Origin of the sequence: Citrobacter sp. MGH100, assembly GCF_001034465.1 — a bacterium.
In the GTDB taxonomy this organism is placed as follows: domain Bacteria; phylum Pseudomonadota; class Gammaproteobacteria; order Enterobacterales; family Enterobacteriaceae; genus Citrobacter; species Citrobacter youngae.
Genome location: NZ_KQ089802.1, coordinates 226576 through 240984, shown reverse-complemented (window position 1 = coordinate 240984; position 14409 = coordinate 226576). Strand labels below are relative to the sequence as shown.

The following is a 14409-nucleotide window of genomic DNA, read 5'->3' as shown; positions in this document are numbered from 1 at the left end:
TCTTCGCTTATCGGTAGAATGACCCCTGCCAAATGGTGAGTTATTATTTTTCCTCGTGAAGAATACCCTTTCGCGTCTCAAGACTACTATTTTTTAGACGGAGAGTTAATAATGCAGGTAATAATGTTTGACAGGCAGTCAATATTTATTCATGGAATGAATATAAGTTTGCAGCAACGAATTCCAGGAGTGAATGTTCAGGGTGTCGGTCAGGCAGATGACCTTTGGCAAAAACTGGAAAATACCCCAGATGCGCTGCTCATGCTGGACGGTGATCTCGACGGTGAGTTTTGCTGCAGCTTGCTGCAACAGATTGCACACTCTTTTTCAACGGTGAAGGTGCTGATCTCTGCCACTGATTGCAGTAAGAAATGGCTGCAGGATGTGACGCAATTAAACGTGTTGGCCATTGTGCCGCGTGACTCTGATGCAGAAACCTTTACTCTGGCGCTTAACAGCGTTGCGATGGGCATGATGTTTCTTCCCAGGGATCACTTAGCGACAAACGATAGCAGTCGGCAAAATATAAAAACATTAAGCGCCCGCCAGCGGGAGATCCTGACCATGCTGGCGGCTGGTGAGTCAAATAAACAAATTGGTCGGCTGTTAAATATCAGTACCGGAACGGTAAAAGCCCACCTTGAGTCACTTTATCAGCGCCTGGAAGTTAAAAACCGTACTCAGGCGGCAATGATGTTAAATGAATTTCTATAATTGATATTTATTTCACGGTCAGACGCTATCTGGCTGTGAAATATTAACCGGCCACCTTTCTGCGTGACAAAAGCGCGTTATCCCAACACTTAGCATCCACGCAATAAAGACTTCTTGTTGAAACGGGTCGTTAAGCTGAGGTTTATTTGTGCGTATTAATGCTTGGCAGATATCCAGATCTGTGAGCAGCAGGGATTCTGCCTGCGCCATTGAAATGGGGGCAATAAAGGTTTCATCGGGTGTAATTTCATGCCCGTAGCCAATGACCCATACACCATTTTTATCCTGATACTTTTCCAGCGACAGGCCCTGCCATTGCTTGATAAATGCAATACCGGCGGAGGTAAAATGAGCGGCGCAATGCGGCATAATGATTTCTCTTAAAAGAAAAACAGTATAAAGATAATTATCAGCAGACGTAGTTGCCATATGGCCATTTTTGGCCATAAACGCCTTACGACTTAAGGGGCGGCATTCACGTTTTAACCGGCTAAACATCCTGTCATCTCAGGCACTTTTCCCGATATGCTATTGCGTATCGCCAGGCATAACCAGTCACCCTCCGTCATTGAGGGGCTGTCGCGCTGTTTTCAACACCGACACGGATTTATCTCCAGAATAAATTTCAATGATTTTGCCGTTGTCACTGCAAAACGCATTTATTTGTTATATGAATGTGTTCTAGTCTACAGCGGCACAATTCTGCGCTGTGCCACGTTTATAAAAAGATAACGAAATACATCGTGAGGCCGCACCTTTCTGGGCTCTTTTAGGGAAGATAATGACCAATAGCGCGTTACAGGCGACATGTGCGCCATTTGAACACTGTTTGGGGATCATCCGTCAGGCGTCGGTGGAAATTTTGCTGCTGTTAGGCGTACATGTGGCAGAGGGCAAAGATCCGCGTTGGTTTCTGGAGCAACTCGATCAGGCCCGACTGAATCTGGGCGGTTGGGGGGCTGTCGCCAGACGCTTGCAGATGAATGATGCGCAACTCAGCCAGTTCACGTTGCGTTTACGCCATCTTCAACAGAGTGTGCCTCAGTATGAAAGCGGTCAGGATGTCAGTGAAAACCAGCTGATTTCCGCGCTGCGTTTTGTAGCAGCACTGGAGCAATTACGCCAGGAACAGCCGCTCCTGAACTATCAAACCGATATCGACATCGGGGGGCAGGATGCGCAGATGCGGGCGCAGCGTCAGCTTCGCGCAATAGAGTTAACGCTCAAAGCCCTCGTCGCACGGGTATGGCCAGATCAGCATCCGCTAAACAGTTTTCTGAAGCAGCACTTTGGTGCCGAACGCTTGCGTCGCTGGTTAAAGCTGGGCGAAGGACGTGATGCGCTGGACGGCATGTTGTTTAGCGAACTGGCGTTGATGGTGGTCGATAAGAAACTATTTGTTCGCCACTTTACGCAGATTTTTAATGATACGTCAGTGTTGATGCTGTTTGTCGAACCGCGCTTAACGCTGCGAATGTTTCTGGATGATTGCCGACAGGCGCGAAACGCTGTCATTGCTCAGCAACCGCTGACGTCAGTACAGCTGATGCTGTTAAATTACCAGTACCAACAAATTACGCATTCTGTGCAGCGAGCGTTTGAAGAGCGCCGAACGCGTATCAATCCTGCATCGTATCTGGAATCTGATGAGTCGACGGTTCGTCAATTCTGGGAAACGGCAAGGCAAAAAGACGAGCAGGCTGGAGGCGATAAAAAGGAAATTGCTGACAGTATCGATCCTCCTGAGAAGCGAGCGCAGCGTACGGCCGAAGAGCGCGAACAGCTGATTTCCGGCATGTTGTGGGTGGCTGTCGGTGTTATGGTTCTGGCGATCTCGCTGGGCGCTTTCTGGCTATTCAATGCACCTGCACCGCAAGCATCTTCAGGGCAAACTGTTGAGATAGTGCAGGAAGAGCCGCGGCGTGATGCGCCTTCTGCGCGAGAATCGGTGACCCGGATGGGCATTACATGGGATACCTTTAATATGCGGGCGGCTATCGATCGCAACGATACCCGCGTCACGTCGCTGTTCCTGCAAGGAGGTATGGACTGGAAGCTGGCGTGGACGGAGCAGGCATTTTCCGCGGGGAACACCGCAGTTCTGAAGCTGCTGCTGCGGTATCCCTCACAGATGGATGAGGCTAAACCCTGCCAGCAGTTTATGACTACGCTCAGTCATGCCATGTCGAATGGCGCATCACTGACGTCACTGCATAAAAGCTACCTACAAAGTTTCTGCTCGACACCGGAGGTCGTTGCTCGTCAGCAGTATGATATGGAACAGGCCAAACTGCGTGTGCGCGCAGATCCAAATGCAGAGAACAAAAAATGGCAGAAAATCCACACCGCGCTGTACGATGCCATTAACTAACGGCCCGATGCATTTCGTGGCATCAGGCCGTCAGACATTTACGGTTCACCGTACAAACCGATTAATCGGCGCACCACGCCATTCGTCCAGCCAAATCCGTCCTGCAGCGGATATTCCCCGCCGCCTCCTTCGCGCGGAGTGCCGTCAGCGATATGGTACTTTTCAATTAGCTTGTGGTGTTCATGATAAAAAACATTAACTGTTTTCAGCCAGTTACGGGCAATTTCATCACCGAGATGGTCATCGCCATACAGTTTGAAGCCCTGGATCGCCATCCACTGCAGCGGTGCCCAGCCGTTGGGTTTATCCCACTGCTCGCCGGTTTCATACTCGGTTGCTAAAATCCCGCCTGGCGTGAGTAAGCGGCTGCGTACCGCATTGGCGAGTCGGTCAGCTTGTTCATGTGTTGCCATGCCGACATACAGCGGCACAATACTGGCGGCAGAGAACAGGGCCATTTGTTCGCGCCGCCAGTCGTAATCGCGATAGCAGCCGTTTTCATCGTCCCACAGATAGCGGTTCACCGCTTCGCGGCGGTCACTGGCTTTCTGGCGAAACTGCGCTTCCGTTTCTTTGTCGCCTTTCAGCGCGGAAATATTGGCGATGGTGCTTTCCAGCTTGTAGAGGAAGGCGTTCAGATCAATCGGGATGAACTGAGTGGTGCGTATGCTGGCAAGGCGGCCTGCATCGCGTAGCCAGCGCGAGGAATAATCCCAGCCGGAGGCCGCGCCCGCGCGCAAATCCCGATACACCTCATTGGGTGGACGACCTGAATGCTTGGCGGTCTCAACGTCTTCAAGCCATGACTCATCACGCGGGGTATCACGATCGTCCCAATAGCGGTTGAGCAGAGAGCCGTCCGACATTCTGATCACGTGACGGTAGGCCTGGTTGAGCACCAGGGAATCGGCGCCATCCATCCAGAATGCGTATTCCATTTTTAGATGTTCAAGGTAGCGACGCGCGCCGCGCACGCCATCTTCTTCAAACAGTTCCACCATCAGCGCAAAGACCGGCGGCTGCGAACGGCTCAGGTAGTAGGTACGGTTACCGTTGGGGATGTGACCATAGTTTTCAATCATCCAGGCAAAGTTATCCGCCATACACTTCAGCAGATCTTCGCGGCCGCTCTCTGCCAGACCCAGCATGGTAAAGTAGGAATCCCAGTAGTAGGTTTCGCTAAAACGTCCACCGGGCACAATATATGACTGCGGTAACGCCAGCAGCGAAGACCAGGGAATATGATCCTGCGGCTCGCGCGTCAGCACAGGCCACAGTTGATCGATATGTTCTTTCAGCGAGCTTGCCGGATCGGACACATATTCGCTGGTGGGGGTTTCCGGCAGCCAGAAATGGTTCTCGACAAAGCGTCGCAGGTCAAAGTCGCGGTGGCGTTTAACTTTGCGATAGCGGATTAAAATGTCCAGTGGGTCCATTTTGGGCGCACAATCAGGGAAGGTTTTGCTATCAGCAAATAGTTTGGATGACTGGACGTGTTCAAACAGCTCGAGGTAACGATCGGCGGGGGTTAACGCATCTGACGCGGGTAACCCTGCAATCATCTCCGGCTCTGGCTCTGCCTCAATCATTTCATCCAGCTTTAACTCGCACGGATCCATTTCATAAAGCAGATCGATATCGATCGTCATTTCTTCTGAAGGGGCGTGGGGTAGTTTCTGGTTGAGCATAATGAGAAAGACCTCCGATGGATGTTGAAAGATTAAGGCTATTGCCCGGTCGTCAGTTAAGCGTAGACATTCGCTTCGGTGTCTGGTGAGTAAAGCGTGCGGTTGATCACATTTTAGTGCTGCATATTATTTAGAAAATAAGACTATCCCAATGAATATAATGAAGAATTCATAATCCTGCGTGACCTGAAGATATTTCATTTTCAGAACATTCGATTGCAACGAGTTGTGAACGGAAAACCATAACAGCTTATCTCCGTAATAGGCACAGGCTATTCTATCGATAGTTATCCCCCATGTAATTGCTTGATACTTATCAAAATAATAAATCCCTTACTTTCTATGATGGTTAAGTCTGATAAAGACTATGCACTCATTATTCTAATTTTTCTGGGTCACAATAACTCACAACGGTGAGGGTAAAATAATGAAAATCATTACCCGTCTTACCGCGATAGCCATAGCTGGCGTCGTGATTTGTTATTTTGGATTATCCGGTTATGTGTGGTATCACGATAATCAACGGAGTAAACAGGCTGATGTTCAGGCCTCTACGCTGGAAGAAAATAATAAAGTACTAGGGTTTTTACGCGAAAAAGGATGCGATTATTGTCACACGCCTTCAGCTGAATTACCTTTCTATTCTTCTTTTCCTGTCGCTAAGCAGTTGATGAATTACGATATTCAACTGGGATATAAATCCTTCAATCTTGAGGCCGTTCGTGCGGCGCTGGTCGCAGATAAACCCGTTTCGCAAAGCGACCTGAATAAAATTGAATGGGTGATGCAGTACGACACTATGCCGCCGACGCGTTATACCGCACTGCACTGGGCTGGCAAGGTAAGCGATACGGAGCGAGCAGAGATCCTGGGCTGGATTGCGAAACAGCGCGAGCAGTATTACGCCAGTAACGATACCGCCGCGCAGCATCGTAACGAGCCTGTGCAGCCGATACCGGAAAGCATTCCGACCGATGCCCGCAAAGTGGCGCTAGGCTTTACGCTTTACCACGACCCGCGTATTTCCGGTGACAGCACGATTTCTTGCGCGCACTGCCACGCCCTGAACGCAGGCGGCGTGGATGGCCGCAAAACGTCAATCGGCGTAGGCGGCGCGGTTGGCCCTATCAATGCGCCGACGGTATTTAACTCGGTCTTCAACGTGGAACAATTCTGGGATGGTCGAGCACCAACATTGCAGGCGCAGGCAGGCGGCCCGCCGTTGAACCCGATCGAGATGGCGTCTAAATCCTGGGATGAAATTATTCAGAAACTGGATAAAGATCCGCAACTCAAACAAGAGTTTATCGCCGTTTATCCGCAGGGATTCAGCGGAGATAATATTACCGATGCGATTGCTGAGTTTGAGAAAACGCTAATTACGCCAAATTCGCCGTTTGATAAATGGCTACGCGGCGATGAAGCGGCGTTAACTGCCCAGCAGAAACATGGCTATCAGTTGTTTAAAGATAATAAGTGCGCGACCTGTCATGGCGGTATTATTTTAGGCGGACGTTCATTTGAACCATTGGGTTTGAAAAAGGACTTTAATTTCGGCGAGGTCACTGCCGCAGATATTGGCCGCATGAACGTCACTAATGAATTACGTGACAAGCTGCGTCAAAAAGTCCCTGGCTTGCGTAACGTTGCGCTGACCGCGCCTTATTTCCATCGCGGTGATGTGCCTACGCTCGACGGTGCGGTAAAACTGATGCTGCGTTATCAGGTGGGTAAAGAACTGCCGCAGGAAGATATTGACGATATCGTGGCGTTCCTTGAGAGCCTGAACGGGGTGTATACGCCATATATGCAGGGTAAATAGACTTTGCCCTGGTCCTGATTCGGACGTAAAAAAACCGACTTCACGTCGGTTTTTTTACGCTTCAGCCCGAGTTGGTGGCTCTGGCCGGGGTGAGATAGTTATCATCTAACAATGGAGCATGCCCCGTGACAGGCAATGGATGAGTAAGCGGGTGCATTCTCACTCCATCTGATGGAGAAAACGGGTGATTGATAAAGCAATCATCGTTCTGGGAGCGTTAATCGCGTTGCTGGAGCTGATCCGCTATCTGCTGCAACTTTTGAACTGATAGCGGAAACGTAACTAAGGGCAAAGAGCTAACCCCTCTTTGCCCTTTAACACTCATGAAGTGCGATTAACGCATGGTAACGAACTCTTCTGCTGCCGTTGGGTGAATCGCAACGGTGTTATCAAAGTCTTTCTTGGTTGCGCCCATTTTCAGTGCGACCGCGAAGCCTTGCAGCATTTCATCCATTCCAAAACCAATACCGTGAATACCGACAATCTTCTCTTCCGGACCGACGCAAACCAGCTTCATGCGGCACGGCTGACGATGTGAGGTGACGGCGGTGTACATCGCGGTAAACGATGATTTATACACTTTCACCTGGTCATCGCCGTGCTGTTCGCGAGCCTGCTGCTCGGTCAGGCCTACGGTGCCAATTGGCGGATGGCTGAAGACCACGGTCGGGATGTTGCTGTAGTCCAGATGTTCGTCCGGTTTGTTGTTAAACAGACGCTCAGACAGGCGACGGCCCGCGGCAACGGCAACCGGCGTCAGCTCAACGGCGCCGGTATTATCGCCGACGGCATAAATACCCGGCACGCTGGTGTTCTGGAATTTATCAACGACGATGTAGCCTTTTTCGTTGGTTTTTACGCCAGTAACTGCCAGGTTGAAGTTATCGGTGGCTGGTTCACGACCAATTGCCCAAATCAGGCAATCTACCGTTTCGCTACGACCATCTTCCAGTTGCAAGGTCAGGCTGCCGTCAGCGTTTTTAACGACCGCTTTCGGAATCGCGTGCGTATGCAGGGTCGGACCTTCGGCGTTCATCACCTCAACCAGGGTTTCGACAATCATCGGGTCAAAGCTACGCAGCGGCGCGTGTTTACGCACGAACAGGTGCGTTTGGGCACCCAGGCCGTTAATCACGCCTGCCAGCTCAACGGCGATGTAACCTGCGCCGACGACCGCAACGCGCTTCGGCAGCGCGGGCAGCTCAAAGAAACCGTCGGAGTCGATCCCGTATTCCACACCCGGAATGTTCGGATGGCTCGGGCGACCGCCGGTAGCAATCAAAATATGATCGGCAGTAATGGTTTCACCGTTCACTTCAATGGTTTTAGCGTCCACGAAGCGGGCAAAACCTTTAATGACATCGACGTTATTTTTACCCAGCACGTTGTCGTACGAGGTATGAATGCGATCGATATAGGCGGTACGGCTGGCGATCAGTTTATCCCAGTCGAACTTATTGATGGTGGTGTCGAAACCGTAATCCGGGCCGTACATATGGATCGCTTCGCGGATTTGTGCGGCATGCCACATCACTTTCTTCGGTACGCAGCCAACGTTAACGCAGGTGCCGCCCAGCTCTTTGGCTTCAATCAGCGCGCATTTCTGGCCGTACATTGCCGCACGGTTAATGGAGGCAATACCGCCGCTGCCGCCGCCAATAGCGATGTAATCATAGTGCTTGGTCATGACCGCTCCTTCATGTTCATTGTAGGGCGGAGAAGCGTTACGCCATCCGCCAAAATATTCGCGATTGTATACCTGATATTAAAAGGTTCCACCGATGGCTGCGATTACTCCGGCACGATCCAGCTTACCGAGGTATGACCGGTTCCTGCCGGAACCAGTTTGCTGTGCAACCACGGCAGAACGTTGTTCATCTGCTGCTCAAGCTTCCACGGCGGGTTAATCACAATCATGCCAGACGCTGTCATACCGCGCTGATCGCTGTCCGGGCGCACCGCCAGTTCAATTTGCAGAATTTTGCGGATGCCGGTGTCTTCGAGATCGTGGATCATGCGCTTGATTTGTTGGCGCAGAACCACCGGATACCACAGCGCATAAGTGCCGGTCGCGAAACGCTTGTAGCCTTCGTTAATACCGGTGACCACCGCCTGGTAGTCGCTTTTGATTTCGTAGGGTGGATCGATAAGGATCAGCCCGCGACGGGAAACCGGCGGTAATTTCGCTTTTAACTGCTGATAACCATCGGCTTTGGCCACGCGCGCGCGCTCATCTTTCTGGAATTCGCCGCGCAGCAGAGGAAAGTCGCTCGGGTGCAGTTCAGTTAACTGCAGGCTGTCCTGCTCACGCAACAACTGGCGGGCAATCAGCGGAGAGCCAGGGTAGTAGCGCAACTGACCGCTGCGGTTGAAGTGCTGCACCACGCCAATGTAGGGTTCCAGTTCGGCTGGCAAATCGTCCTGCTGCCAGATACGGGCGATCCCTTCCAGATATTCACCGGTACGTTCGGCATGCTCACTGCTCAGCTGATAACGGCCAGCGCCAGCATGGGTATCCAGATAGAGAAACGGTTTTTCTTTCTCTTTGAGCGACTCGATGATCAGGCTCTGGACGGTGTGTTTCAGGACGTCGGCGTGGTTGCCTGCGTGATAACTGTGGCGATAACTGAGCATGGGTAATGAAATTCCGCTGAAATGACGATTTGCCACAGTTTACAGCAGATTGGCACAGATTACCCGTAGGCCCGGTAAGCGCAGCACCACCGGGCGTCTTTCCGTCACGGTTAGCATTGAAATCCTCTACACTTAACCCCATTGTACAAATTAATATGCACAGCGCCGGATACGCGCTTCATTCACTCTTTTCAACAGGACCGCGCTAATGACCAATCCATTGCTGACTCCCTTCGAACTGCCGCCGTTTTCTAAAATTCAGCCTGAGCACGTTGTGCCTGCCGTCACTAAGGCGCTGAACGATTGCCGCGAAAACGTTGAACGCGTGGTTGCGCAGGGCGCGCCGTACACCTGGGAAAATCTCTGCCAGCCTCTGGCGGAAGTTGACGACGTACTGGGGCGTATTTTCTCTCCGGTCAGCCATCTGAACTCGGTGAAAAACAGCCCGGAACTGCGCGAAGCCTACGAACAAACGCTGCCGCTGCTGTCTGAATACAGCACCTGGGTTGGACAACATGAAGGCCTGTACAAAGCGTACCGCGACCTGCGTGATGGCGATCATTACGCCACCCTGAACACCGCACAGAAAAAAGCGGTCGATAACGCGCTGCGCGATTTTGAGCTTTCTGGTATTGGTCTGCCGAAGGAAAAACAGCAGCGCTATGGCGAAATCGCCACGCGTCTGTCTGAGCTCGGCAACTTGTACAGCAATAACGTCCTTGATGCCACGATGGGCTGGACGAAGTTAGTCACCGATGAAGCCGAGCTGGCTGGTATGCCGGAAAGCGCGCTGGCTGCGGCGAAGGCCCAGGCGGAAGCCAAAGAGCAGGAAGGCTATCTGTTAACGCTGGATATCCCAAGCTACCTGCCGGTGATGACCTACTGTGACAACCAGGGGCTGCGTGAAGAGATGTATCGCGCTTACTCCACGCGCGCGTCTGACCAGGGGCCGAACGCTGGCAAATGGGACAACAGCCCGATAATGGAAGAGATCCTCGCGCTGCGCCACGAACTGGCACAGCTGCTGGGCTTTGAAAGCTACGCCTTTAAATCTCTGGCTACCAAAATGGCGGAAAACCCGCAGCAGGTCCTCGACTTCCTGACCGATTTGGCGAAACGTGCCCGTCCGCAGGGGGAGAAAGAGCTGGCTCAGTTGCGCGCCTTCGCGAAAGCGGAATTTGGTGTTGATGAGCTGCAGCCGTGGGATATCGCTTACTACAGCGAGAAACAAAAACAGCACCTCTACAGCATCAGCGACGAGCAGCTGCGCCCATATTTCCCGGAAAACAAAGCGGTTAACGGCCTGTTTGAAGTGGTTAAACGTATTTATGGCATCACTGCCAAAGAGCGCACCGATGTTGACGTCTGGCACCCGGAAGTTCGTTTCTTCGAGCTGTACGACGAAAACAACGAGCTGCGCGGCAGCTTCTACCTCGACCTGTATGCCCGTGAACATAAACGCGGCGGGGCGTGGATGGACGACTGCGTCGGCCAGATGCGTAAAAGTGACGGCTCGTTGCAAAAACCGGTCGCCTACCTGACCTGTAACTTTAACCGTCCGGTGAACGGCAAACCCGCGCTGTTTACCCACGATGAAGTGATTACCCTGTTCCACGAGTTCGGCCACGGTCTGCACCATATGCTGACCCGTATCGAAACCGCGGGCGTTTCCGGTATTAACGGTGTGCCATGGGATGCGGTCGAACTGCCGAGCCAGTTTATGGAAAACTGGTGTTGGGAGCCGGAAGCGTTGGCGTTTATCTCTGGTCACTTTGAGACCGGTGAACCGCTGCCGAAGGAACTGCTGGATAAAATGCTGGCGGCGAAAAACTACCAGGCGGCGCTGTTTATTCTGCGTCAGCTGGAATTCGGCCTGTTTGATTTCCGTCTGCACGCGGAATTTAACCCGCAGCAAGGGGCGAAAATCCTCGACACGCTGGCGGAAATCAAGAAACAGGTCGCCGTGGTGCCGGGCCCAGCGTGGGGCCGCTTCCCGCATGCCTTCAGCCATATTTTTGCAGGGGGCTACGCGGCGGGTTACTACAGCTATCTGTGGGCCGACGTGCTGGCGGCAGATGCCTTCTCTCGCTTTGAAGATGAAGGGATTTTCAACCGCGAAACCGGACAATCGTTCCTCGATAACATCCTTACCCGTGGCGGTTCTGAAGAGCCTATGGCGCTGTTCAAACGCTTCCGTGGTCGTGAACCACAGCTTGATGCGATGCTTGAGCATTACGGGATTAAAGGCTGATTTACCCGTCATACTTCAAGCTGCCTCTTCGGCAACTGCGCTCACTCACCCTGGTCACGTACTATTTGTACGTTCCCAGGGATTCCTTCACTTGTTGTCTTGATGCAACTCGAATTATTTAGGGTAAAGCGGAATTGAAAATCTGCTTAATTGATGAAACAGGCGCCGGAGACGGCGCCTTATCTGTTCTGGCCGCCCGCTGGGGGCTGGAACACGATGAAGATAACCTGATGGCGCTGGTAATGACGCCGGAACACCTGGAGCTGCGCAAGCGTGATGAGCCGAAACTCGGCGGCATCTTCGTCGATTTTGTCGGCGGTGCGATGGCCCATCGGCGCAAATTTGGCGGTGGCCGCGGTGAAGCGGTGGCGAAGGCGGTCGGCATTAAAGGCGATTACCTGCCGGACGTGGTCGATGCGACCGCCGGGCTGGGACGCGATGCGTTTGTACTGGCCTCGGTGGGCTGCCATGTACGGATGCTGGAACGTAATCCGGTGGTTGCGGCACTGCTCGACGATGGCCTGGCGCGCGGGTATGCCGACCCGGAAATCGGTCCGTGGCTGCAGGAGCGTTTGCAGTTGATTCACGCCTCAAGCCTGACGGCGTTAACGGATATTACGCCGCGCCCGCAGGTGGTGTACCTCGACCCGATGTTCCCACATAAGCAGAAAAGCGCGCTGGTGAAAAAAGAGATGCGCGTGTTTCAGTCGCTGGTGGGGCCAGACTTAGATGCCGATGGTTTGTTGGCGCCAGCACGTCAGCTGGCGACTAAACGTGTCGTGGTGAAGCGCCCGGATTACGCGCCGCCGCTCGCTGATGTGGCGACACCCAATGCGGTAGTCACGAAAGGGCATCGGTTTGATATTTATGCGGGAACGGCATAGGCCAGATGGTGAGCTATAGTGCCCGATGGCGCTGCGCTTATCAGGCCTACAGTTCGGTGCCGTTAGTAGGCCGGATAAGGCGGTAGCCGCATCCGGCGATTCGACTACACGAATGGAGCCAACGGATCGGCAATCTCAAACGCCACGGCCTTGTCAGCCTTCGGTGGATATATCAACTCACTGACAATAGATACCTTCAGCTTTTTCGCTTCTGCGCGCGTCAGTTTCACCTGCTGATCCCAGCCTTCGGTATACACCGCGCCCCACGCGCCGAGATCCAGACAGGTGACGTAGTTTTCCTGACGATACGGCAGTGGCGCAACGTTCAGCAGGCTGGCGGCGGCATTGTTACCGGCGAATTTACCCAGCAAGATGGCGTGCTGGCAGGTCATCAGCGCATGATTGCCTTTGTCATCGGTGGCGGCATAAGCCACATCGCCGGTGGCATAGATATTATCATGGCCGATGACCTGAAGGTTTGCGTCCACATGCAGGCGGCCCTGACGATCGCGCGGTGCGTCAATTTGCGCCGTTAACCCGTTTGCCTGTACGCCAACCGTCCAGATAACGGTCTGTGAGGCAATGGTCTGCCCATCTTTCAGCGTTACGCCGGACGCATCTACGCACTCCACTTCCGTATTCACCCGCCATTCAACGCCCAGTTCAGCGGAGGCTTCGATAATCACGTCGCGTAATTCCTGGCTCCAGCGTCCGCCTGGCTGAGCGCCGCGTTCAACTACGACAATTCTGGTCTTAGCATCAGCGCCCAATATTTCTCGCAAACGACCTGGTAATTCCAGCGCCATTTCAATGCCGGTAAAGCCGCCGCCGCAGACCACTACCGTATTGCGAGCCTCACTTTCCGGTTGTAATGCCAGATCGTTAATGTGCTGCTCCAGGACGGCGGCGCTTTCAAGTTGGTCAAGGTCAAACGCGTGCTCGGCGGCACCGGCAACGATATCGCGGTTTACGTGGCTGCCGCTGGCGAGCACCAGGCGGTCGTAGCGGCGCAGATGAATGTCACCGTTGGCATCTTTCCAGCTCACCTCTTTAGAGTCCGGGAGGATCTGCTCGACGTGACCTTGCAGGAAGTTGACGCCAGTAACGTCAAACAGCGGTTGCAGTGGTGCGACCAGGGTTTGCACGGCGCTTTCATAAAAGCGCGGGCGGACACGCAGCTCTGGCTGTGGCGCAATCACCGTAATATCAATGGTCTGCTGGTGTTTGTCCGCCAGTCGCGCGGCGCTTAGTGCTGCCCACATACCGGCAAAGCCGGCGCCCACGATCAGAATTTGTTTATGCATTGTTTTTTTCTCACTGGTGACTACGAATCATTTACTCGGATTTTATTTGTCGTAGTTAAGGATTGCAATGCGATCCTGATCCTTTTTTCAGTATTACGCCAGGGTGTTTTATTATCTGTTTGATAAATATCTATTTATATTTTTATGTTCATGCGGGGTTGCTCTGTTATCTGGAATGCCTTAGATGAAAAAGCTACAATAAACTCAGATTCATTTTGGCTGAGATAAAAAATGGCATTTTACAGTTCCGGGGTTGAGTACGGCATCCATAGCCTGATGTGTATGGTCGATAGCAAAGGCGACGCGCGGGATATGAGCGTGCGGGAAATTGCCGAACTACAAAGCGTGCCGTATGACTATCTGGCAAAAATCTTCACCCGTCTGTCGAAAGCAGGTCTGGTGCGCAGTATCGAGGGTAAGGGCGGCGGGTTCCAGTTGGCCAAACCCGCGGAAGACATCACCGTGCTGGATGTGGTCAATGCCATAGATGGCGATAAGCGTATTTTTGAATGTCGTGAAATTCGCCAGCGTTTAGCCGTTTTTGAGGAGCATCCGCCCCAGTGGGCTTGTGAAGGTATTTGCGGTGTGCGCTCGGTCATGGACATGGCGCAGCAGCGCATGGAAGAAGCGCTTGGCCAGCATACGATTCTGGACTTGGCGCGCAAAATGTACCGCAAAGCGCCAGATACCTTCGTGGTGGAAGTACAGGAGTGGATTGATGCTCGCAAAGGATAGCGAGTT

General features: G+C 52.7%; 12 protein-coding genes. 7 read left to right on the top strand and 5 right to left on the bottom strand.

Translation table 11 applies throughout. From position 1 onward, the window contains the following. Nucleotides 1-111: 111 nt before the first annotated feature. A complete protein-coding gene (locus tag SK32_RS18995) occupies nucleotides 112-714 on the top strand; it encodes a helix-turn-helix transcriptional regulator (RefSeq protein ID WP_048213636.1) in 603 nt (200 codons plus the stop codon). 18 nt (nucleotides 715-732) lie between these two features. Here the strand turns inward: SK32_RS18995 and SK32_RS18990 are convergent, their stop codons facing one another. Next, nucleotides 733-1083 (bottom strand): glycoside hydrolase family protein, encoded by a 351-nt coding sequence (locus SK32_RS18990; RefSeq protein WP_048213804.1) that lies wholly within the window; start codon nucleotides 1081-1083, stop codon nucleotides 733-735. A 412-nt stretch (nucleotides 1084-1495) separates the two neighbouring features. Between SK32_RS18990 and SK32_RS18985 the strand changes: the two genes are divergently transcribed. Then, nucleotides 1496-3085, top strand: coding sequence for an STY4199 family HEPN domain-containing protein (locus tag SK32_RS18985; protein ID WP_048213635.1), 1590 nt, complete (start codon nucleotides 1496-1498; stop codon nucleotides 3083-3085). A 38-nt stretch (nucleotides 3086-3123) separates the two neighbouring features. Here SK32_RS18985 and SK32_RS18980 read toward each other — a convergent pair whose 3' ends face one another. Further along, nucleotides 3124-4773 (bottom strand): alpha,alpha-trehalase, encoded by a 1650-nt coding sequence (locus SK32_RS18980; protein WP_048213634.1) that lies wholly within the window; start codon nucleotides 4771-4773, stop codon nucleotides 3124-3126. Nucleotides 4774-5200: 427 nt separating this feature from the next. Here SK32_RS18980 and SK32_RS18975 point away from each other — a divergent pair, with 427 nt between their 5' ends. Further along, entirely contained in the window at nucleotides 5201-6595 is a 1395-nt protein-coding gene (locus SK32_RS18975; protein WP_003837773.1) for a cytochrome-c peroxidase, read from the top strand. 184 nt (nucleotides 6596-6779) lie between these two features. Further along, entirely contained in the window at nucleotides 6780-6863 is an 84-nt protein-coding gene (gene dinQ / locus SK32_RS26095; protein ID WP_003837776.1) for a damage-inducible type I toxin DinQ, read from the top strand. Nucleotides 6864-6929: 66 nt separating this feature from the next. Here dinQ and gorA read toward each other — a convergent pair whose 3' ends face one another. Further along, on the bottom strand, nucleotides 6930-8282 hold the full coding sequence (gene gorA, locus SK32_RS18970) for a glutathione-disulfide reductase (protein WP_048213633.1): 1353 nt from the start codon (nucleotides 8280-8282) through the stop codon (nucleotides 6930-6932). Nucleotides 8283-8386: 104 nt separating this feature from the next. Continuing rightward, the gene (locus SK32_RS18965; RefSeq protein WP_003023347.1) at nucleotides 8387-9229 is read right to left on the bottom strand and encodes a 23S rRNA (adenine(2030)-N(6))-methyltransferase RlmJ; all 843 of its coding nucleotides are present in this window, start codon (nucleotides 9227-9229) and stop codon (nucleotides 8387-8389) included. 208 nt (nucleotides 9230-9437) lie between these two features. Between SK32_RS18965 and prlC the strand changes: the two genes are divergently transcribed. Together prlC and rsmJ are read left to right on the top strand one after the other, a co-directional pair. Continuing rightward, nucleotides 9438-11480 carry an oligopeptidase A gene (prlC, locus tag SK32_RS18960; RefSeq protein WP_048213632.1) on the top strand — a complete coding sequence of 681 codons (2043 nt, stop codon included), beginning with the start codon at nucleotides 9438-9440 and terminating at the stop codon, nucleotides 11478-11480. A 134-nt stretch (nucleotides 11481-11614) separates the two neighbouring features. Further along, nucleotides 11615-12364, top strand: coding sequence for a 16S rRNA (guanine(1516)-N(2))-methyltransferase RsmJ (gene rsmJ / locus SK32_RS18955; RefSeq protein WP_048213631.1), 750 nt, complete (start codon nucleotides 11615-11617; stop codon nucleotides 12362-12364). A 104-nt stretch (nucleotides 12365-12468) separates the two neighbouring features. Here the strand turns inward: rsmJ and SK32_RS18950 are convergent, their stop codons facing one another. Then, complete coding sequence (locus SK32_RS18950) at nucleotides 12469-13668, bottom strand: NAD(P)/FAD-dependent oxidoreductase (RefSeq protein WP_048213630.1); 1200 nt, start codon at nucleotides 13666-13668, stop codon at nucleotides 12469-12471. A 231-nt stretch (nucleotides 13669-13899) separates the two neighbouring features. On the opposite strand from SK32_RS18950, the gene SK32_RS18945 reads away from it, so the two are divergent. After that, nucleotides 13900-14403 carry an RrF2 family transcriptional regulator gene (locus tag SK32_RS18945; protein WP_048213629.1) on the top strand — a complete coding sequence of 168 codons (504 nt, stop codon included), beginning with the start codon at nucleotides 13900-13902 and terminating at the stop codon, nucleotides 14401-14403. The last annotated feature ends 6 nt before the right edge of the window (nucleotides 14404-14409 follow it).

What these genes read in the sequence shown, in the direction of transcription:
- SK32_RS18995 (WP_048213636.1), top strand. Translation starts at nt 112, where the DNA reads ATGCAGGTAATAATGTTTGACAGGCAGTCAATATTTATTCATGGAATG.
- SK32_RS18975 (WP_003837773.1), top strand. Translation starts at nt 5,201, where the DNA reads ATGAAAATCATTACCCGTCTTACCGCGATAGCCATAGCTGGCGTCGTG.
- SK32_RS18985 (WP_048213635.1), top strand. Translation starts at nt 1,496, where the DNA reads ATGACCAATAGCGCGTTACAGGCGACATGTGCGCCATTTGAACACTGT.
- SK32_RS18945 (WP_048213629.1), top strand. Translation starts at nt 13,900, where the DNA reads ATGGCATTTTACAGTTCCGGGGTTGAGTACGGCATCCATAGCCTGATG.
- SK32_RS18980 (WP_048213634.1), bottom strand. Translation starts at nt 4,773, where the DNA reads ATGCTCAACCAGAAACTACCCCACGCCCCTTCAGAAGAAATGACGATC.
- gorA (WP_048213633.1), bottom strand. Translation starts at nt 8,282, where the DNA reads ATGACCAAGCACTATGATTACATCGCTATTGGCGGCGGCAGCGGCGGT.
- SK32_RS18990 (WP_048213804.1), bottom strand. Translation starts at nt 1,083, where the DNA reads ATGCCGCATTGCGCCGCTCATTTTACCTCCGCCGGTATTGCATTTATC.
- SK32_RS18965 (WP_003023347.1), bottom strand. Translation starts at nt 9,229, where the DNA reads ATGCTCAGTTATCGCCACAGTTATCACGCAGGCAACCACGCCGACGTC.
- prlC (WP_048213632.1), top strand. Translation starts at nt 9,438, where the DNA reads ATGACCAATCCATTGCTGACTCCCTTCGAACTGCCGCCGTTTTCTAAA.
- SK32_RS18950 (WP_048213630.1), bottom strand. Translation starts at nt 13,668, where the DNA reads ATGCATAAACAAATTCTGATCGTGGGCGCCGGCTTTGCCGGTATGTGG.